The following is a 20365-nucleotide window of genomic DNA, read 5'->3' as shown; positions in this document are numbered from 1 at the left end:
ATGAATGACAACACGAACTCCCTTACCTCAATAAAGCGTCATGTCTTGATAGTGGGGCTTCTCGGCGCAGTATTGGTCTTCGGCATTGGCGGGTGGGCTGCGACGGCATCGCTTTCCGGCGCCGTGGTCGGAGACGGTATGGTCATAATTGATGAGAATGTCAAAAAAATCCAGCATTTGACCGGTGGGATCGTGTCTGAATTGGTCGTTAAGGAAGGCGATCATGTTCAAGCAGGCGATCTCCTCTTAAGGCTTGACGCGACCTCCATCAGAGCGAGCCTGGGCATCATCAATAGTAGTTTGGCTCAATTGTACGCGCGGCGCAGTAGACTTATCGCAGAACGCAGTGGCGCCACCGAGTTTACCGTAAACGATGTTGACTTGAACGGTCTTGAGCCCGATGCAGATCTAAACTTGGTAGAAGGAGAGGTACGGCTTTTTACGAGCCGCGTTGCTTCGCTCGCTGGCATGCGTCGACAGTTGGAGGAACGAAAGAACCAGCTCTCTGCCGAGATCGAGGGAGATACGATACAACTCCAGTCGATCGATGATGGCGCAAAACTTGTTGGCCAGGAACTAGACGCGTCGGAAGAATTGTACAGGCAAAAACTCGTTACGTTGCAGAAGGTGAACAGTCTGCGTCGGCAGAAGGTTGAACTAAGCGGCAACCGCGGAGAACGCCTCGCCTCACGCGCTCAAGCCCAAGGCAAAATCAGTGAAATCGACCTTCAAATTCTCCAGTTGGACGAGGATAGACGATCCGAGATTGCCAAAGACCTTGCCGATACAGAAGGGAAAATTGCTGAGTTCGAAGAGCGACAGGTGGCGGGTAAAGATCAGCTGAGACGTCTAGATATCAGAGCGCCGTTAGATGGTAAAATATACCAGCTCGCCGTTCACACTGTTGGTGGCGTTATAAATCCTGGCGAACCTCTTATGCTTTTGGCACCTGACCAGCGAGCACTCACAGTTGAGGCCCGCATTGCTGCCCGCAGTATTGACCAAATCACGCTCGGCCAACAGGTAGATATCCGCTTCACTGCGTTCGACCAAAAAACCACTCCAGAAGTCACCGGTAACGTCACTTCGGTTTCCCCGGACATCATCATAGACCAGAAGAGTGGGCAATCTTACTACGCAGTCCGCGTTGTTCCGAACATCGAGAGTCTTGAGAACCTGAACGGCAAGAGCCTTTATCCCGGCATGCCTGCGGAAGTATTTATCAAAACCGCCGATCGGCAGGCGCTGTCCTACTTCGCTAAACCACTTACCGATCAAATGAAACACGCCTTCCGGGAAGAGTGACTGCGTAGAGATCGAGCCCAACACAAAACTCGTTGCACGCCAAGGCGTACCTCCCCCTGAGTACGTTATTCTAGGCTCAGTGCGCGCGCGTGCACCGGTGGGACCTTCCAATGAAAAGGATATACTTGAGCACGCTACCGCAAGAGCGTTGTCACTGGAGCCGAGTGAGCCGATTGAAATGTCTAAAGCACCGCGCGTTTAATCGGATGCATAGCCCGCGGCTTTGAGATAGCTCCAACACTCGGCTCCGTCGAAGAGATGCAGATTGATCCGAGAGCATTAGAAACGGTCTCGAAGGTCCTTGCGACTGCGGCGCGCAGGTGGGCCGTGATCTTGGAGAAAGCCATCTCAATGGGATTGAGATCTGGGCTGCAGGGCGGCAGGAACAGAAAGCATACGCCTTTTTCTGTCAGCGCCTGTGCCGCCTTAGTACTCTTGTAAACCGCGAGAGTGTCGAGGATGACCACGTCGCCGCGCTCAAACGCTAGTACAAGTTGGGTCTGGATGTAGGTGTCGAACAAGACGCGGTTCATGGGGTGATGGATAATCATGGCGCAGTCAGGCCATGACAACGCAGTGCGGCAATGAAGGTCTGTGTGACTTTGCCCCCAAGGTTCATCCAGCTTTGAGTTCGCTGTGGCGGTCTTGAGGTATTCCCCAATACCGAACGGCACCTCTAAACGCCAACGTGGCAGCGACAGCGCAACTGCACTATCTTGGCGTTCACGATGTTTCGTCACTGAAAACACCACAATGCGGCTCCAGTCTCATCCCAGGCGGACGTTTGGCAGTCGAGACACAACGACCCCCAGCTGCACCGTCGTGCGTGCGCGTTCCGATGCCATCAGGGCGCTTTTATGTGAACACTTGAGCCAGCAGGCCTTGCGACAGCGACGAGGCGAAACCCGCACGCCACGCGCTTCATCAAGCTTGTCAGTCAGTTCCGGCATAGTGATGTCGGGCTTGCGCTCGACCTTGGCGATCAGCAAAGATAGATAGGGAGAAAGCTCTTCGCTGCCCGGCGGGCACCCCTACCCCAACGGCTTGATCGTGCCGCTCACCGCATGACGCCGAACAAGTTTGATTGCAGCGCTCTCGCTGACGCGGAACTGCCGTGCCGCAGACCGACACGACTGGCGGCAGTTACTTACCGCCACAACACGTGCGCAAATATCAAACGAATGAAACCGACCCCGTGACGATCCCCCATTTGAAGGGAATCAGTGATCGTCCAAAAATGGAATCCATGCGATTAAGGTTAGTCGATCGATGCTCTAATTCATCTCACTGGTGTTGAACGTTGTGGGAGAAATTGCCCCTCACCTGTCTAACATAGTAACTACCGGGTGACTCTGCGTCTACGAAACCTTCATAGACGTCACGCGGCACATCACAATATTCGCGGCGTTGACCGTTTGTGAGAAAGATCTTTAGGCGGTTCGCGCTCTCATCATAGTCCACGCCTTCAATCAACTTCGACTTCAGAAGTACTTTCATGAGACAGCCTCCTGTTTGCTATGCAGCATAGGTTACGTTGCATCGCAAAAAAGTCAAGCAAACTGAGCGCATGCGTTTAAGTTTTCGGTAACACTTTCCACCGCTCCAGTCTCTGACGACGTTCTTCTGGAAGATGCATGGTAACGCTAAAGATATAACTAGATAGCGTGGGGCTTGGCTGCTTCAGCAGCTCGCGAACTGTCGCGGGCGATGCGTAACCTAACAGGGTAGTGAGGTCTCTCGTGAGAGCGGGCTCCGCTGCCTTGAGACTGGCCGCATCCAGCTTTCGCCATTGCGCAAATCGACTGCGCAAACCACGCATGCTCGCGGGATCAAGTTCTACAGCCCTGGACATCAAAGTAGCTTGCTGGCTAGCCTCCTCACCCGCAGCTCTCTTGATCATAGCAAGCCTGAGTGAATAATCGGAGACGAACGGTGCACAGCGTACAGCATGTTCGACCACGTTTTGCGCGCGAGCTGCCGACTCCACCCATCGTTCGTAGTCTGTATCAGGGTTTAGCCGATCAAGATCCGCAAGAACGACACCGACCGCAGCATCTAAGATATCAGAGCGGCACTCGCCACGCATCGACACTTTCTCGGCTACGGATGCGTATTCGTGAATGATGGAGTTAGCACGTTCGCCCCTGCCCTCGAACTTCTCGTTCACATACACAAGGTCGACATATCGGAGCGTCCTGGCAAGTTCATTCGCCGCGACAGCAAAAACCAACGTTGCTGCAATTAAAACAAGTGCACCGGACAGCAGCTTCACTCTAACGTCAGCTCGCCTCAGAATAGTAGGACGTATATCGCGACATATAATACGCCTCCGAGCCATGCGTCTCGTAGAGTTTCATTTTCTTTGTATCAACCTTGTTCAATATGGCGCCAACGCATTTTGAACGGATCTCTTCGTCTCTGCCCAAAGTCGTCGAAACAATCCGCCGAGAAATCCTGCCCCATTCGATGACAAACACAAAGTCATCGATGAGCGGTTCAATACCACGTGCATCAACAACGGGCGCCAAGGGTGGCAAGTCAAGAATGACATAGTCAAACTTAGAACGAGCGAGATCCAGGACGTTACGCATCATTCGCGAAGACAAAAGTTCGGATGAGTTCGGTACTCGGTGCCGAACAACAGCAGGCACAAACGACAGACCAGTTTTTTCGCTTTGAAGGATCACATCCTGAAGCCGTGCACCGGAAATCAATACTTCCAAAAGCCCAACCTCAGCGTGCGATCCAGCGGCTTTCGTTGCTCCTGGATTCCGGAAATCGCAGTCGATCAGCAGCACCCGGGAACCTTGAGACGCCGCCAATTCAGCGAGATTGAGCGCGACGGTGGACTTCCCTTCTCCTGGAAGGGTCGATGCGATTCCGACGACACGGCCACCCTCACCCGCCTTTCGCATGTCAATCGACATTTTGGCACTGCGAAGTGTCTCGGCAAACACCGAGAGAGGGTGATCGATGGCGTAACTGGCAAGTGTCCCAGTCTTCTGCAGATTTCGTTTCTTTGTATTATCGATAACAGTCAAGCCGAGAGGCTTGTCTTCGAGCCGCGGAAGGGAGCCCAAATACTCCAGATTAACTTCGTCCCGAATTTGCTCTCCCGTCCGGAAAAAACGGTCGCGCATTTCACGGATGCCAGCAAATCCAGACCCAAGCGCAGCACCAAAGATGCCAAAAAGTGCAATGACCATCAACTTTCGCGGATAGCTGGGGCGTTGCGGCTTAACCGGGCGGGTTATGATACGCGCTTCTGTTATGGGGAAGGACTGTTGCTGGATCGCTTCTTGGTATCGCTGTAGGAATGTCTGATAGAGATTTCTATATGTTTCCGCTGAACGTTCCAATTCACGCAGCTGTACGCTGCTCTGCCCCGCCGATGCACTTTCAGTCTTGGCACTAGTGACGCTATCGGCAAGTGACTTCTCACGAGAACGAGCCACATCGAGCTCGTTTTTATAGCTTTCCGAAATACGGTTTAGCTCTTCGAACATCAGGCGGCGGTACTCTGCCATCTCTTCGCGAAGGCGAACCGCACGAATATGGTTCGGACCGAGCCGCGAAGAGATATCAGCTTCAAGCTTAGACGCTGCAAGATACTTTTGGCGGAGTTCGTTGGACACCGAGCTTTCAAGCACCTCGGGTACGATAGCATCGGACTGACCAGACTTCAGTATTTCCTGGATATGATTATATTTCGCTTGGGCTTTCGAAGTATCCGCTTGCGCAACAATCATAGCACTATTCAATTGTGCAAGCTGCTGATCAGCGAGCAGGCCGTTCCCTGTCGCCAAAAGGTTGTTTTCAGCACGGTATTTCTGAACCGCCAGATCGCTTTCCAGAGCCTTTTGCTTGAGTTCGTCGATGCGCGTTTGCAACCATTCACTGGCGCGACGCGTCGCCTCATACTTGGCCTCGAGCTTGTCGTTGATGTAGATGTCGGCAATCGCATTCGCAACCGTCGCGGACATCTCCCGGTTCGGTGAGGTGAAGCTGACATCCAAGACGTAAGACTTTCCCACGCGCGCAATGGTCATATTGCTCTGCAGGACGTTTAATGCATCGCGACTGGCTTCTTCTTCGTCAGTCTGCGCCAGGTCGGAACTCACAAACAGAGAGGGCAAGTCCAGGAGCACGTTGAACGCACGCTTCAGCGTGTCGACCGCGCCTCCCGAAGAGGCCATGAATTCACCATTTGTCGAGAGCGATAACTTATTGACGACGGCCAAGCCGATCGTGTCAGATTTCAAAATCTCGATTTGGCTCAAGATAGTCGCATCATCATCTGCCGCGGCCTGGTCCATCGAAAGCCTCGTCACGAGACCTTCCGGCGAACCGCCGATGAGCACACTGGCTGTAGCAGTATAACGAGGAACCGCGGTGATAACATATGCACAGCCCAACAGCATGGAAATCAGCGTGATACCCGCGACCACTCTCCATTGCCGCCGAATGATCGCGAATGCGCGATCAAGGTCAATTGAACTGACAAGCGGCCCGTTGTCCTCCCATACAAATTGCGAGCCCGATTTACTATTGGGTGACTGCACAGGATACTCCAAGTGGCAACAGATGGCAGCCCGCTGCTTAGAAGGGGCTAGTGCCGTTAACTTCGTTTGTAATGTTTGTGATGTTGGTCACGAGCCTGCGGGACCGCGAACCGGTCGTGAAATCCCCAGCCGTCTGCGCAGTTGAGCTGTCTCCTCCGAGACCGCCTGAACTGTCGCCTGCAGCGCCGCCTCCAACACCGGCTGCTGCGCCCCCAGCACCCCCGCCAGCACCGGCACCAAGTGCCGCTGTCTGCACTTCATTCAAAGCAGAAAGGAATGCCGTCGTGACTTCAGGCGAATTTGCAGCAGCAACCTTTTCTTGAATTGTCTGAGCGTATTCAGGTGTCGAAGCCGCACAGGCGCGCGCAACCCGCGCCAACCCTGTACCCAATGCCGCCTTTTGTGTCGCATTGAACTGCGGCACAAGACCAATCATCGGGTCGAGCACGTCGGCACTAGAGCCCGCGAGAGCGCGCACGCGACTTACCATTTCGAAACCGCCGCTAGGATAGACGGTGACCATCTCCGCTGGCGCACCCAAAAAAGAGCCGATCACGTCGTCACCTGCCTTAGCTGGAGCGATAAAACAGCCAGCCGCATGAGATTGCGCGAATACTTGACCCGGCGCAATAATTGCCAAAGCCAATAAAACCGAACCTACCGTTAATCTACTCATACTATCTATCACCATCGTGGTTTTTCTGGAAATACAATACGTCCAGAATGCCGCACAAGCAAGCCCAGCAGGCTTTGCTTTAGGATTTAGAGATAAACGGTTAATTGCGGAAGATTCTCTTGGCAGCGTCACGTCCGTCAACTGCGTCGGTCACAGCACCCGAGGTGTTGGATGTAACCGAATTGAGGACGTTCAGGAACTTGACGACTTCAACAGAGTCCGCATTGGAGATGTAGATAATATCCTTGTCCTGCATCGCGAATTGTTGGACGGCGAAGAACGATCCCGGGTCACGCATGTTTGCGCGGAAGATCACAGGTATATCTTCTCCAACGAAGCGGCTGGTGTCTATGCTAAGCCCTTGCATCGTCTTACGAGAAACCTTCCGATAGAGAAAGACCTGACCTGGATCGGCACGTGCGTCCAACAGTCCGCCAGCCTTCCCAAGCGCCTCACCCAAAGTAAGTTTCGTTTCTTCGAAATCGAAACGGCCATTCAGGCCCGCAGCACCATATACGGTGTAGGTCCGCCGCTCACGATTCACGAGGATAGTGTCGCCTGGAGACGCATATATATTCTCAGCTGGCGTCGTTTGCAGCTTGTCGTAAGAAATTGTCCCCGATTTCCCGCGGCGCTGGAGGGTCACATAGGTTTCGATACTCGGCGCACTGATGCCCCCAGCTTCCGAAATCAGGTCAAGAACGCGTTCCCCAGCCGATGTCACCTCAAACTTACCGGCCTTGGCGACATCACCCAGGACTGCAACCTCACTCGATCGGCCGTTGACTGTCGTTATAACGACCTGCGGCTCGATCGCGCGGTTTGAGAGCTTCTCTTCAATTTCCCGCTCGACTTGCTCTTTCGGTCGTCCTGCCGCGACGATTCGTCCGGCATATGGAACCGTAAGTGTTCCACTTCTGTCGATCGATTGAGAAGGCAAGGTGATGTAGTTTCCGGGACGGCTACCCGCTTCGGTCGGAATGAACAATCCACCTGCCTGAGCTTCGAAAATGGAGACCTGGACGGTATCACCAATACCGAGAGGCACATCAGGCGGACCGCCGCGCCCGCCACCGAAACTATCACGAATCGACGTCGCGGCCGGCTGCTGGAAACTTGGCAAAATTGTCTTGTTGATATCAACGAGAATGTAGTCGATTCCCACTTTTCGACCTTCAGTCGTCACACGTACAGACGCCTGCTTTTCAACAGCAGCATCGTCGGGCCCAGATCGAGGTAACGCCGTGCATCCGGACAATGCGGCCGTTGATGCAAATAGTGCTAGCAATAGAAATTTAGCCAAATTCATTCTCGAACAGTGGGATTGTTATTGATCATGAATTACATAGATCAGATTATTGTAAAAGGAGTTAATTATAAGCCTCGGCAATAATCAGAGGGATGTGTCTATGGGGACACAATGATTCTTTCGTTTCGATGAGATGCCTTCGGCAGTTGTATGTATTACATAAATTATACGAAGCTTAGCGAACAAATGGCGGTAGAGACCGGTAACCGGCACCATACGCTTCGCGGCTTGCGTCATCTTGAAAAGTCCGACGTTACGCCTCGACACCGCTCGAACCGGGCCAGTGTCATCGGGTCCGTTTCTTCATCGAGCGACCGAACTTAGAGCGCCGCGCGTTCTTCTAGACGCATTAAGGACGCGTCTCGCTCTTCAAATCTAAGCCTCGTGCAGGGATGTTTTCGCCACCGGGTATCTACATGCAGTCCCGAAACCCGAAAGCACGGCTGCGCTGATTCGCCAGTGGAGATCGACTATGAGGGTATCCAAGCGTCTCCGTTGCTGCGCTCCACTCGGCACCGGTTCCTCCAAAGGCCGTGGCTTTCCCAAGCGAATACGTTGCAGAATTAGCTCGTCACTTAGGGCGTTTCCGCTCCCTTCTTCAGGACACGAAACATCAATGAGCCAACGAACCGAAAGAAAGTCGGTTCACGAACCATTGCTGAAAGTGACAAGTTTTACATCAGAAAGATCTTCAAGCGTAAATGCCTGACCACCGGCAACAGACTTCAATTCTAGTTTGGATTTCACACCCGAGACGACATCCAAACTATCTCCAGTATTGGACTGAACTCCTGCGGTAGAGGTGAGTGCGAAATTAACCGGCTCTTTCGATGGCCCTGTGCGCCAGATGGCAACTATGGTCCTACCTTTGGCATCGACCCACGGGTGAACCTGTACATCTGAGGCGTCAGGCGTGAGTGTCACGGTGCTCGGTTTGAGCTCAGAGACATCTGGCAATGCCTCTATAATTCGACGATAGACGTCGAAGGCGGGCTTCTCACGCTTCAAATCGGCCGAGACAAGTCCGAAATTGTGCTCCTGATTGCTCGCATCCGGGCCGTCGTTTTTCAGATCGTACCAAAAGACCGCTTCGGTTGGTATTCCGTCACGTATTTTGAAGTCTAGATGAAGCATCATCAATCGGGCCAAGTATTTAGCCTGTAGATCCTCGCTTCCAATTCCTGCTATACCATTAGGGGCGCTGGAATATCCAAGCTCCGTGAGGTAAATTTTCAAATTTTTCCCTGCAGGAGAAGCGGCCTTCATCTCCTTCCAAAATGCCAGCATTCCTTCGCGGAGACTGCCCTTTTGAGAGCCCCTCTTAAGGTGCGGATCGATTTCTGGAGCTTCCTTGAGATTGTAGGGATGAACGGAAACTCCGTCGGCAAATTCCAGCAAGCCAGCGCTTATAGCATCCCGAAGCCATTTTCGACCCGGCTCCCAAGAAAGGCTCGATATCGCGCCGACCGTTATAGCGACCTGCGGGTTCTGCTGTTTTATCTTTCCGGCAATTCCACGGTAGAGCTCGACATAGTCAGCGGCACTGTCAGGCCAAAACGAACGTAAATTTGGCTCGTTATGAAGTTGTACGACTTTGATCGACTTATGCCTCGACACAAGTTCTGCAATCCAATTGCCGAAGTCGTCATTGATTTTATCGGAATTCTTCGCCCGAGGGGCAGCAGCCATCACTGTCAACAGAACCTTGGTTCCGGCCTCATCGTAGTTTGACAACCACTTGTCTATCAGTTTCCGTCGTTCGGATATTCTGTACTTATCGGCATTGTTCGCTGTGCCGTCGTCGACGAGAGCTCGGCTCTTTGCCGTCAATGCATAGATTTGTTCGGTAACCCAAGGATTTCCCAGCCTAGCTTGAAGTGGGGCGGTCCGAGTTAGCGACCAGCTGTCATCTTTATCTGTGTAGATTTGCCTGGTGTGTAAGAAATGGCTCACGACACCGAAAAACTCCGAACCCGCTTTCCCGCCGTCTGAACTCTGAGCACAGCTGGAATATCCAAGCCCCAGAGCAAACGCGACTGCGAACAACTTTCTCATGTAACGTTTCCTCTTTTCACCCGGGCTAGGGCTAGACGTAGAAGTTTATGCGAACCGAAGGCATTTGAGGCAAGAAGTATGGCGCCGTAGACAAAGGCACCTACGGCAACCGATGCCGCGAAGTCGACTATTGCGTTATCAAAACGAACTAGCTGGATCGAAGCATACATGGTGATTGCCGCGACCGTGATTCGAACGAGGTTTGGCAAATCCAAAGAGAAATGGAACAAGCGCCGAGCAACGATGATTGACGAGATCGATCCTGCTAAGACCCCGAAACAGAGAGCTTTCGAAAATAGAAGTGCTGACGGATCTTCTAATGAAGTAAGCGCAAAAACGGACGCAATCGTAACCGCGGCCGTAACGAGCGGCCCTACCAGTCCAGTATACGGTCTACCAAGAACGATAAATATACTGTCGAGTGCGAAAGCTCGAAATCCGAGCAACCCAGCCGCAACCATGCACCACGCGATGTTTGGAAGAAAAACATCGCGGTAGGCATCGGGAATGAAGATGAAAGTAAACCCGTCTTGTACCGCAATGAACCCAACTACGGCCGGCAAGATTGTAGCTACCACCACTGAAAGTTGCATGCCGATGCGCTGCCTGACAACCTCATGCTCCCCAAACTCGCGCGCACGGAAAGTGGCTTGCAGAGTTAGAATGTTGATACTGACGCCGATTACCCCGACTATTTTCTGTGAAATATCCATCGCGAGCATGAGTTTTCCGCTGTCCGAAAGTGTGATGAACTCTGCAGCAAGAAGACGCACAAGCGGAGATAGCAGCGTGTTGGCGATCGCAGCCATTGCAACCCCGACCCCGAAACCAAGTAAGAACCTGAGAGTTTTCCAATCCATAGGCCGCGGGACTGATTTCCCTGCAAGCGATCGGGTAAAAAACAGGACCACCACGTAGGACGCCGCCCATCCGCACATGACGAAAAAAGCGTCGTTGGATAAGTACCCTATCGCGCATAAAAGAGAGAAGCCCAGAAGCGCTCTGGCGACAAGGCTTACAGCATAATTCCGGTCCAGAAAGTCTGCTCGAAAGAACGCCTGGCGAGCTTCAAACATAGCTTGAGATACCGCGAAGAGGCACGCCATACTAAATACAAGCGCATACCAGTTACTGCTGAAACTGTAGGCAACAATGCTGATCACGAGCAGAACTATGCTGGTAACGATATTGGCGCGCTTCAATACTGACCTACGACGGCTCATCTCCTCGGGATCAACGGCAACGCTGTATCGCATTATCGTAATGCGATTCCATTCGTAGAGGACAGCGATGAGGAAAAGGCCTGAAGATGAGGCGAGGCTGAAGAGAGCAAACTGGCTGGGGTCGATGATCTTGGGAAGAACAACGATACCCACCATATTGAGGAAATTCGCCAGCAGAAGTGCCAGTGGAAGGAGTATCGCGGTTTTGCGTCGTGCGGCCATCTTCATTCTCTGCTAGGCGATCGGCACAGGATCTCGACGCGATCCCTCCGTCACACTGAAGGTCGCCCGCCTCTGGGCTCTAGAGGCGGGCCTAACGAAAGGCACGCCCGCGATAAAGAAGGAGAAATAGCCGTAGGTCCCGAGGTAGCCGACGTTCCATATAGACAGCAAGCACACAAAAATTGATGCTGGATTTTCTGACCGCCATGTTCTCAAGATTGAAATCATTAAGGTAAAAATCCAAAGCCCTAAATACACGTAGCCTAAGGTCCCGTATCGAAGATAAAATAGAACCCAACCATAATGTGCATTAGAATAGTCCAGTTTCCATTCCCACGTATATTTCACATCGTACGACGCGCCATGACCTGCGCCGAAAATCCTGCCTGTTGGTCCAAGCGCGGCAATTTTGTCTCCTACTGCGTCGGACTCTGCTTCACGTTCGCCGATCGAGCCAGTACGGGCTGACAGATCGACGTCCTCAAGGCCCGCAAGTCGACGAGAGAGGGCACTATCCTCCGGGAGGGCGGCCAAAGCGACGGCGGCCACCATAACTGATGCCATCGACAAATAGGCGATTTTGAAAGGCATCTGCCCAACCTTCCTCGCGAAAAGGATGAGCACTGCGGCGGCCACAAATACAAGTGTTGTTCTATTCCAGCCCTGAACAGTCGCAGCGAGCATCAGCAATCCAACCGTCCCTCGCAATATCGCTCTGCCAGACAGCGAGCGCATCAAGTAGATCTCGGTGAATATCAGTGACACGGAGATCGCAGTTGCAGTCGAGCCTCCCAGGGAGATGACGGAAGAGGGATTTACAACCAGAGCAACGGCAGAAAGAGCGACCATTACGACCGCATATACGCGGTTCACGAAGAAGATGCGGTCAAATGCAGTATCCGCAATCTTGCGTGGGTCTGAGAGAATGACAACATTGGCAAAGACTACAAAGACGTTTACCGTATCGATCACCATGCGAGAGATAGAGTTTCCCCACCATAGCCCAATAACTATGCCGTGAAACATCATAACTATTAGCATGATGCATATAGGACTAACCTGCGCCAAGGCAGGCCTGAACGTTTTGTAGCGAAAGACTATTATCAAGTACTCTAGCGCTACAAGTCCGTAAAACACGAATTGCTTCGGCTGATTTACAGTAATTGCAGGGACTTTCAGAATAATCTCATACACAATCTTTGCCATCAGATCTGGCAGAAGAAAGTAATAAATTAATCGCTCAAAAAACGTAGGCCAACGATAGACAAGCTTCATTCAACTCTCCGGGTATTTGAGCTGTTGCATGAAGATCTATTATTGTCAATTTGAGAGTCAAACAAGCAAACCAATTGATTGAGAATGGCCGGCTTGAGCCGGCCATTCTCCGTTTCTCAATTATACGGGCGTCGTCCAATCGATACCGATGAACTTGATATCGCCACCGGCAAAGTGGAACGTTACCGAGTCGCCATTGGTATCATACGTCGCAGAGCCGGAATTGACGAGAGCATGCAGATCATCGACAGAGCTGACCGTAGCCACTGCCTGTCCAGCCACATACCCGTCGTAAAGATTGATCTTGTCGCCAGCGGAGAAGTCGGCGATTGTGTCTTTACCGTCGCCGAACTTGAAGTTGAACGTGTCGTTGCCGCTGCCGCCGGTCAGGATATCGTTACCGGTTCCCCCGGAGATTTCATCGTTGCCGGCACCGCCGAAGATCATGTCGTCGCCACCCTGGCCGCCGAGAATGTCATTCCCTGCACCGCCCACGATGAGATCATGATCTGCTCCGCCGCTAATCTTCGTTCCACCGGCGCCTGCAAAAACCGTATCGTCGCCGTTACCGGCATTGATCAGGTTGCCGTTCTGGCCGCCGAAGATTGTGTTATCCGCGGAATTGCCGTTGATATGAGCACCGGCAGCCGACTGGTCGCCGAAGCCTTGCAACGTCAGGGTGTCACCATTCGGGCCGTACTTGATGACGAGATCGCTTCCCTTCACCTCAGACGAAACATCGGTGCGGCCGAGGAATGCCATCAGGTCAGACTGCGAAGAAATCGTCAGCTGCTTGTTTCCCATCTCGGTCAAGGTGCCGACGGCAAATGTGATGACATCGCCTTCACCAAAATTCAAATCGGTGATGCGATCATTACCGGCATTTGCTTCAAAGAAGAACTTGTCGGCACCGTTGCCACCTGAAAGGATGTCGTTTCCGACTCCGCCAAACAGTACATCGTTTCCTTCTCCGCCGAGAAGGATATCGTCGCCTACGCCACCATTAAGCGTGTCATTGCCAGCGCCGCCGTAGAGAAGGTCGTCCCCGGCGTCCCCACGCAGGGTGTCATTGCCAGTGCCGCCGAAAACGATGTCGTTACCGTCGCCGGCCTGCGCAATTCCAGCACCACTCATGAACAGGAGATCATCTTTGCTGGAGCCATTGATGTTCCCCTGGCCGTCCGCCGCGATCTTCGTGACGTCAATATCAGCTATGGTCGAAACCATGTCGCAATCCTCTCTTTTAAGTTAACTAGCTCTCTATTTTTAATTAGCGAACATGTCTAAATTAACTGTTCTGAAACTATTTAACTTTTCATTAACCTATGGTCAACTAGTAATCGCAGAAGACTTACTTTATAATTAACGCTCAAATCGCCCAGCATGGAGTTTCCGCTCTCAAAAAAAAGGTAAAATTGAATATTTTTGAGAATGTTAGCAATATTCCCTGCCATCATGACTTTTCTTAAAGATTCAAGGGATTCTGCGATCTAATTTTGCACGGCGGTTTAATTGATTTAACTTAAAATTGCATAATCCAGTGAGTCCGGCGAAACAGCCTTGCATGTTAGCCCGCACCGCTTTATTTGTTTTTTGCGCTGCACCCTCGGGATTAACAATATCGAAATGACGCAGATTTCTCTTTGCCCCGAACAATTCGCCTGCCGGAAGGATACTAACTTGAAAGTCGCGATCGTACATGACTGGCTCTACGTCATGGGTGGGGCAGAAAAGGTATTGGCGGAGCTATTCGAGATTTTCCCTCAGGCAGAGCTGTTCACCCTCATCGATTTTCTGCCGAAGGCGGACAGGGGCTTCTTGGAGGGAAAGAAGATACATACGAGCTTCCTTCAGAAGATGCCCATGGTGCGGACCAAACACCGGCAGTACATCGGAATTATGCCCCTTGCTATTGAGCAGTTCGATTTTTCTGCTTTTGACCTCGTCATCTCATCTTCGAGTTCAGTTGCCAAAGGGATAATAACTGGGCCGCAGCAGATCCACATCTCTTATGTCCACTCGCCGATGCGGTATGCTTGGGACCAGCAAGCAGTTTACCTCAAGGAAGCTCGGATGGAGCGAGGCATCAAATCGGGGATTGCTCGCCTACTACTTCATTATTTACGGATGTGGGACATAAGAACTGCCCACGGACCCGACCTAATGATTGCCAATTCGGCTTTCGTGGCTCGACGAATTAAGAAGACCTATGGCCTTGAAGCAAAGGTCGTGAACCCTCCGGTAGATCTTCGTTTTTTCAAACCCCATTATGAAAAGCAGGATTATTATATTACGGCATCGCGAATGGTGCCTTACAAGAAGATTCCTTTGATCATCGAAGCTTTCGCCCAGATGCCAGATAAGCACCTTGTCGTCATTGGCGAGGGTCCGGATTATGAGAAGGCTCGTAAGGCCGCGAGCGGCAATGTCACGCTGATGGGATACCAAACCAGCGACGTGCTGCGATCGAAGATAGCTCAGGCGAGAGCGTTTGTTTTCGCGGCCGAGGAAGACTTCGGAATTGTCCCCGTAGAAGCTCAAGCTTGCGGCACGCCAGTCATAGCTTTCTCGAAAGGCGGCACTTTCGAGACTGTGAGAGGCTTGGATAAGGCTTCTCCCACTGGAGTCCACTTTCACGAACAGACAGTCGATGCAATCATTGCCGCGGTAAAGCAGTTCGAAAATCATCGATCGGAAATTACGGTCGAGAATTGCGTCAAGAATGCAGAGAATTTTTCCGCTCAACGTTTTAGAAGCGGCATTACAACCCTCGTTGCGGATTATTTCCCGAATTTAGGCTTGCCAGATGCAGAAGATCAAAGCGCTCTATCTTTCGCCAGTTCCAGATTTTAAAGGGGGCGCCGAACGGTCTCTTTTCGATCTTCTAGCAAACCCGAATATCGACCCCGTTTTGGCTGTCCCTGAAGAGGGGGAGTTGGCCGCGCGGGCGCGGGCGATGAATATTCCGGTTGAGGTCATCGACTTTGGCTCTGTTCATCACGTACGTCGGCCATTTAAGGTATGGCACGGCCTTAAGGCGCTCTCCGACGCTTGGCGTGCTTCGAGAGATCTGCGGTCCACCGCCTTGCGTCACAACATTGATATCGTTCACACGAATGGTCTCAAGGCTCACTCGATCGCCCTGCTGACGAAATTTGGCAAGTCGCCAAAACTTGTCATGCACTTTCGGGACATCGCCTATACGGCGCAAGAAAAGGCCGTATGGCGACTTCTCACCAAACTTGCGTCGAGGGCCGTTTTTGTTTCTCGGGCTTGCTATCCAGACGAGAAGCTTCCCAGCAACGGAAGAGTTATATTTAACGGCATCGACCCGCGTCCGCAAATTGCGTTATCTCCCGGTACGCCGGTGAGGGTTGGTTTCATCGGCCGCATTCATCCTCATAAGGGGCTCCACACACTTCTTAACTGGGTGAAGCAATCAAATTCTGAGGGATTAGAGACGCATCTGTTTGTCCGTGGAAAGTTCGCTGCTGAGTCTCCTGAGTACGAGGCGGAAATCAGGTCGCAGGTAACGGCGTTGGATTTGACACGGAATGTCACATTCGAGGGATTTTTCACTGATCCAGAGGCTGTCTATCAGAATTTGGACGTCATTTGCGCGCCTGCCCAGGCAGCGGAACCACTGGCCAGAACGATTTTGGAGCCTATGTCGATGGGGCTTCCAGTGATCGCGACACCAACGGGCGGCACAACGGAAATGGTGCTTGATGGCGTCACTGGCTTCATAGCGACAGACGCAGAGGGTTTCAAAAGCGCGATACGAACGATTATCTCTGACGAGGCCAGGATTAGTTCGATGATGACCGCCGGTCGCGACCATATCAATAAGAACTTTAGTAAACACAAACTTCACGCAACGGTGCATCATCTCTATCGCGAGCTTCTCGATGGCCAACATGCCTCGGCCACCGAAGTGGTTAAGTCGCCACTTTAAATTGGCCTCTCTGCTGTCGGCGGCTTACACCGCCATCATCCTGTTAGGGATAGTCGCTTTCGGCTCCGCGCGTCCTTTCGCCCTTTCAACCGCATGTTGCGCGATATCAATATTGCTCATTCTTGCCGTTTGTCTGCGAGGAATCCCGAGCCGGAGTACTAGCCCCGTCATCGTAGCATCAAGCTATCTCTGTATTGCAATCGCATGGATTCTCATCCAAGCGGGACTACTAAATTTTGGCATACCTGGAAGCTCTGGGACGATCTCCGTCCAACCAAGCGATTCAATTTTCGCCGTACAATTCTTAGCGTATCCGGTCTTGATCTATTTGACGGGTGTCGTCGTTTTACAAACAGAGACTGATGCACGAGAATTCAACGTCATGCTGACGTTGGGTTGCAGCGCTCTTGTCATGGTGTCGTTTGTTCAGTTCCTTCTGAGCCCAGGGTACGTTCTGACAGTCGAAAAACAGGCTTATATCGACAGTTTCACAGCAACATTGATCAATCGAAATAGTGCTGGTACTCTTGTCGGGCTTACGATCATACTTGTTGTGCGGCAGCTTTGGTCTGTGTGCCGTGACTTTCGCAGCCGCGATATTTTCGCTGGTGTGCTGTTCATGCCAAAATCTACAGACCGCTCAATGACGAAGATCTATTTTTACATGATCTTGTTTTGCGCACTAACTGTAGCTTTATTTCTGACAAAATCGCGAGGCGCCATCGCGTCGACTATTTTCGCTGCGCTCCTGCTGGCGTCTCTGCTCGTGTGGCTGAGATTAAAGCAGAGATATGCCGGAGTAAAATTGGCGCGCCATATTGCCGGCTCGATCGTAGTTATTGCTGTTCTTTCGGTGGGAGCTACCGTTTTGATTGGCGAGCGTGTCGTATTTCGGGCGACGGCTATTGGATCGAGCGAGCCCCGCATGTGCGCATTGCCGGGTATGTTCCGCGCGCTCGACGCAAACATGATACTGGGAAGCGGAGCTGGAACATTCAGAGATGTCTTTGCGCCTTACCGCGATCCTGGATGCGGATTGCAAGGAATATGGGAAAAAGCCCATAATACCTACTTACAGTCCTGGATTGAACTTGGCGTCATGGGACCGGTATTAATTGTTGCGACAATTGGTTGGATCTCATTCCTTCTCATATCATCGCTTAAAGCAGCCCCGCGGCAACGTTCCTATGTTGCGATGGGCATCAGTTCGCTAGCTCTCGTCGCCATACATGCTTCCGTCGATTTCTCGCTCGAGATTCCGGGAATATCAGGGTTATTCGCAGCAATTATCGCGATATCAACCTCAATCGCTAAAAAGAATCTTCAGTGCAGACGTAGCGACGGATCAGACTTCGTCGCTACGTAGATCGTTTCTCCGCGCACCAAACTATATTTGGAAACATCAGGTTCTTGGGCGATATATTCATCGATCTCGAAGCCGACCCGCTGGAGGCTATCCTTGAAATCAGCGCCATAGTATCTGAGGTGGTCAGATTGTCCGAACAGTAAATCTCTCGTTTTTGCATCACTTGTGCCAATATCAACCAGTGAACTCTTCCACTTGGCGACGACTGGCGTGGTTAAGAGCACCCGTCCAGAGGGCCGCACCACGCGATGAAGCTCTCGCATCGCAGCAGAGTCGTCTACAACGTGCTCTAGGATCTGATGGCAGATCACGGTATCAAACGTGTTATCGGGGTACTGGATTTTTTGGATATCGACCTGTGTTTCCTCACGAGTCGGGACCGCATCCGCCATGACATAGCGAGATGCTCGCGACTTGTATTCAGGTACAAAGCAGCGCTCCGCACCAAAATGCAGGATTTCCGCGCCATCAATCCAATCAGGGTGCTTTTTGGTCAACAGATGATGCTGCCTGTGGCGCTCAACCGAACTGCATTGCGAGCACGCAGCGTCGAAACGGAGTGGCACTCCTACCGCGTAGAAGAACCCCTTGTATCCACAAATAGGACACTCGCGCTTGTGGCGGCCGTTAAACTCGCGGAGAACCTGGAACATCCTTCGATAGCGCGCAAGGCGGTTAGCGATAGAGACAGGAATATATCTTCGCAATTCATAAGCGAGCTTTCGGTTCATAGTCCCCAGCCAAAACTTTTACCCCTAGTTCACAAGTTGTTGAACCGATCGATGATTCGCGCAAGAACTATTGGAGTTGAAACCCACAAGTCTCTAATATTTGTCGATTACTGTTGCCAGCATAAGTCGATTGTTGACGGAACCCGCGCCGGCGCATTCAGAACACGCGCCAATAGGGTTGTGAGTCTAGGAACTGCAATCAGGGACTTACTCAGCAATAAATTGCTATCCAGACACCCATGTAGAAAATCCGTAGTTAGCGAGGCAATTCTCGCAGCTTAATGGGCGTGTCTATCCGCGCTGCTGCACAGATCCCAGTTACTCGGGCTTCATCACATGTAGAGTTATGATCTCATTGGGCTAGATGGGAAGAGGTATCGGTCGCATCCTTTTCTCGCTGCAGATCCCTAATGAGCCTAGCAGGCACGCCGCCGACCATTGTGTCCGGCGCAACGTCTTTGGTGACTACTGCCCCGGCAGCAACGATTGCTCCTCGGCCAATCTTGCAGCCGCCAAGTAAGACAGCATTGGCACCGATCCAGGCACCATCCCCGACGACAATCGGAGCGGGCTTGACGTTGCCACATCGAGTGCTGCTGTCGCCTATCTCATGGTTGGCAGTGACAAAGCTGACACCTGGCCCAACCTTGACGTTAGCGCCAATTGTGACCTCTGCCGAGAGATCGATGTAGCAACGTTGGTTAAGATAGACGTTGTCGCCGAGCGTCAGCTTACCACTGTTAATATAAACGAAGGGCAAGATAGCGACATTCTTCCCGAACCTCCGTCCGCCGCTCAGCTTGTAGAAGTATGCTCGAGCCCGGTTACTCACCGGATCCGGCGGTAGGAGGCAACTCACATAGTAGAGACCATGCACAATCGCTTTATTCAGCGTTTTCTTAATCACGAAACTTCCCCAACAAGCAGCGTCGCGCTCAGAAACCACTTTGCCAAAGAGATTACAATCCCACTGCGGTCGAAACTAGCTATTGCAGCTGCTGAGCCGTCCCTGAACGCCTTCAACGAAAGCTCAAATGGGTGATTGCGAGATGTACTCCCGAATGAAACGCTTGTCTCATCACTGCCCCCCCCGCTTGAGCAACGCTCTCAAGCTGGCGCAGCGATTACGACGATAATCAACAACATTAGACTTGGTCGCTGACGTCCTCCGAGTTCGCTGAGGCGTCAATCAGCTACGTGATGCGAGTTCAAGTCGCCGGACGGCTTGGCGCCGCAACCCACGGCTAACACCCCAAAGACAGCAACCAAAAACCGCCGGAGCGAACTCAAAACTATATAGAACGTCTGGGCACTGTTACGTCAAACCGCCCACGGTTTTCGTGATAGCGGCGGCCAGGCGCAAAACGCAAGAAAGCCCTCCTTTCGGGAGGGCTTGATACATTGAAATTTTCTAGAATTTCTTGGTTGCGGGGGCAGGATTTGAACCTGCGGCCTTCAGGTTATGAGCCTGACGAGCTACCGGGCTGCTCCACCCCGCGTTAATTATGAGCGACCGCAGCGCAAGGGCCCGGTTGTTTTTGTTTTGCCGGTCCTCGAAGGCTTTTGCCTTCTGCGGGTCGGCGGGGGCTGCTCCACCCCGTGTTATTGGTTTAGAACTGCAAAAGGCCGCTTTGAGTGCGGCCTATTGTTTCGGCCTGTGCCGAGAGGTTTTGTGATTTGAGAAGA

Annotated in this window: 16 protein-coding genes and 1 tRNA gene; 4 read left to right on the top strand and 13 right to left on the bottom strand. The window is 52.1% G+C overall.

Annotated features, from left to right (window positions below; translation table 11 throughout):
• Window positions 1-1305: an HlyD family type I secretion periplasmic adaptor subunit gene (locus EYC79_RS06260; protein ID WP_130977469.1), complete on the top strand. Its 1305-nt coding sequence runs from the start codon at window positions 1-3 to the stop codon at window positions 1303-1305.
• 182 nt (window positions 1306-1487) lie between these two features.
• On the opposite strand, the gene EYC79_RS06255 is transcribed toward EYC79_RS06260, so the two are convergent.
• The 10 genes from EYC79_RS06255 to EYC79_RS06210 form a co-directional block, all read right to left on the bottom strand.
• The gene (locus EYC79_RS06255) at window positions 1488-2057 is read right to left on the bottom strand and encodes a transposase (protein WP_165456970.1); all 570 of its coding nucleotides are present in this window, start codon (window positions 2055-2057) and stop codon (window positions 1488-1490) included.
• Between the two features lie 532 nt (window positions 2058-2589).
• Window positions 2590-2802 carry a KTSC domain-containing protein gene (locus tag EYC79_RS06250; protein WP_062597541.1) on the bottom strand — a complete coding sequence of 71 codons (213 nt, stop codon included), beginning with the start codon at window positions 2800-2802 and terminating at the stop codon, window positions 2590-2592.
• 76 nt (window positions 2803-2878) lie between these two features.
• Window positions 2879-3577 (bottom strand): hypothetical protein, encoded by a 699-nt coding sequence (locus tag EYC79_RS06245; RefSeq protein WP_130977467.1) that lies wholly within the window; start codon window positions 3575-3577, stop codon window positions 2879-2881.
• A 7-nt stretch (window positions 3578-3584) separates the two neighbouring features.
• Complete coding sequence (locus EYC79_RS06240; RefSeq protein WP_245495202.1) at window positions 3585-5867, bottom strand: polysaccharide biosynthesis tyrosine autokinase; 2283 nt, start codon at window positions 5865-5867, stop codon at window positions 3585-3587.
• Window positions 5868-5904: 37 nt separating this feature from the next.
• A complete protein-coding gene (locus EYC79_RS06235; RefSeq protein WP_130977466.1) occupies window positions 5905-6684 on the bottom strand; it encodes a hypothetical protein in 780 nt (259 codons plus the stop codon).
• On the bottom strand, window positions 6644-7852 hold the full coding sequence (locus EYC79_RS06230) for a polysaccharide biosynthesis/export family protein (protein WP_113180514.1): 1209 nt from the start codon (window positions 7850-7852) through the stop codon (window positions 6644-6646). Before EYC79_RS06230 ends, EYC79_RS06235 begins: the two co-directional genes overlap by 41 nt.
• 645 nt (window positions 7853-8497) lie before the next feature.
• Entirely contained in the window at window positions 8498-9907 is a 1410-nt protein-coding gene (locus EYC79_RS06225) for a hypothetical protein (protein WP_130977465.1), read from the bottom strand.
• Window positions 9904-11352: a hypothetical protein gene (locus EYC79_RS06220; RefSeq protein ID WP_130977464.1), complete on the bottom strand. Its 1449-nt coding sequence runs from the start codon at window positions 11350-11352 to the stop codon at window positions 9904-9906. The genes EYC79_RS06225 and EYC79_RS06220 overlap by 4 nt, the downstream gene beginning before the upstream one ends.
• A 12-nt stretch (window positions 11353-11364) precedes the next feature.
• Entirely contained in the window at window positions 11365-12627 is a 1263-nt protein-coding gene (locus EYC79_RS06215; RefSeq protein ID WP_130977463.1) for a hypothetical protein, read from the bottom strand.
• A 120-nt stretch (window positions 12628-12747) separates the two neighbouring features.
• Window positions 12748-13854: a calcium-binding protein gene (locus EYC79_RS06210; protein ID WP_113226914.1), complete on the bottom strand. Its 1107-nt coding sequence runs from the start codon at window positions 13852-13854 to the stop codon at window positions 12748-12750.
• A 453-nt stretch (window positions 13855-14307) separates the two neighbouring features.
• Between EYC79_RS06210 and EYC79_RS06205 the strand changes: the two genes are divergently transcribed.
• The 3 genes from EYC79_RS06205 to EYC79_RS06195 are packed head-to-tail and all read left to right on the top strand — an operon-like array spanning window position 14308 to window position 17948.
• Complete coding sequence (locus tag EYC79_RS06205; RefSeq protein ID WP_130977462.1) at window positions 14308-15480, top strand: glycosyltransferase family 4 protein; 1173 nt, start codon at window positions 14308-14310, stop codon at window positions 15478-15480.
• Window positions 15434-16582 carry a glycosyltransferase family 4 protein gene (locus EYC79_RS06200; RefSeq protein ID WP_130977461.1) on the top strand — a complete coding sequence of 383 codons (1149 nt, stop codon included), beginning with the start codon at window positions 15434-15436 and terminating at the stop codon, window positions 16580-16582. The genes EYC79_RS06205 and EYC79_RS06200 overlap by 47 nt, the downstream gene beginning before the upstream one ends.
• Window positions 16536-17948, top strand: coding sequence for an O-antigen ligase family protein (locus EYC79_RS06195; RefSeq protein ID WP_130977460.1), 1413 nt, complete (start codon window positions 16536-16538; stop codon window positions 17946-17948). The genes EYC79_RS06200 and EYC79_RS06195 overlap by 47 nt, the downstream gene beginning before the upstream one ends.
• On the opposite strand, the gene EYC79_RS06190 is transcribed toward EYC79_RS06195, so the two are convergent.
• The 3 genes from EYC79_RS06190 to EYC79_RS06180 form a co-directional block, all read right to left on the bottom strand.
• Window positions 17906-18679 (bottom strand): class I SAM-dependent methyltransferase, encoded by a 774-nt coding sequence (locus tag EYC79_RS06190; protein WP_130977459.1) that lies wholly within the window; start codon window positions 18677-18679, stop codon window positions 17906-17908. The two genes, EYC79_RS06195 and EYC79_RS06190, sit on opposite strands and share 43 nt — an antisense overlap.
• A gap of 352 nt (window positions 18680-19031) precedes the next feature.
• On the bottom strand, window positions 19032-19586 hold the full coding sequence (locus EYC79_RS06185) for an acyltransferase (RefSeq protein WP_162743423.1): 555 nt from the start codon (window positions 19584-19586) through the stop codon (window positions 19032-19034).
• 515 nt (window positions 19587-20101) lie between these two features.
• Window positions 20102-20178: transfer RNA gene (locus EYC79_RS06180), tRNA-Met, on the bottom strand.
• Window positions 20179-20365: the final 187 nt, after the last annotated feature.

Origin of the sequence: Agrobacterium cavarae (assembly GCF_004310285.1) — a bacterium.
In the GTDB taxonomy this organism is placed as follows: domain Bacteria; phylum Pseudomonadota; class Alphaproteobacteria; order Rhizobiales; family Rhizobiaceae; genus Agrobacterium; species Agrobacterium cavarae.
This window is presented reverse-complemented; position numbering and strand designations above follow the sequence as displayed.

Excerpts from the sequence above, each read along its gene's own strand:
- EYC79_RS06260 (WP_130977469.1), top strand. The coding sequence starts at position 1 with ATGAATGACAACACGAACTCCCTTACCTCAATAAAGCGTCATGTCTTG.
- EYC79_RS06250 (WP_062597541.1), bottom strand. The coding sequence starts at position 2,802 with ATGAAAGTACTTCTGAAGTCGAAGTTGATTGAAGGCGTGGACTATGAT.
- EYC79_RS06230 (WP_113180514.1), bottom strand. The coding sequence starts at position 7,852 with ATGAATTTGGCTAAATTTCTATTGCTAGCACTATTTGCATCAACGGCC.
- EYC79_RS06225 (WP_130977465.1), bottom strand. The coding sequence starts at position 9,907 with ATGAGAAAGTTGTTCGCAGTCGCGTTTGCTCTGGGGCTTGGATATTCC.
- EYC79_RS06220 (WP_130977464.1), bottom strand. The coding sequence starts at position 11,352 with ATGGCCGCACGACGCAAAACCGCGATACTCCTTCCACTGGCACTTCTG.
- EYC79_RS06215 (WP_130977463.1), bottom strand. The coding sequence starts at position 12,627 with ATGAAGCTTGTCTATCGTTGGCCTACGTTTTTTGAGCGATTAATTTAT.
- EYC79_RS06210 (WP_113226914.1), bottom strand. The coding sequence starts at position 13,854 with ATGGTTTCGACCATAGCTGATATTGACGTCACGAAGATCGCGGCGGAC.
- EYC79_RS06200 (WP_130977461.1), top strand. The coding sequence starts at position 15,434 with ATGCAGAAGATCAAAGCGCTCTATCTTTCGCCAGTTCCAGATTTTAAA.
- EYC79_RS06195 (WP_130977460.1), top strand. The coding sequence starts at position 16,536 with ATGGCCAACATGCCTCGGCCACCGAAGTGGTTAAGTCGCCACTTTAAA.
- EYC79_RS06190 (WP_130977459.1), bottom strand. The coding sequence starts at position 18,679 with ATGAACCGAAAGCTCGCTTATGAATTGCGAAGATATATTCCTGTCTCT.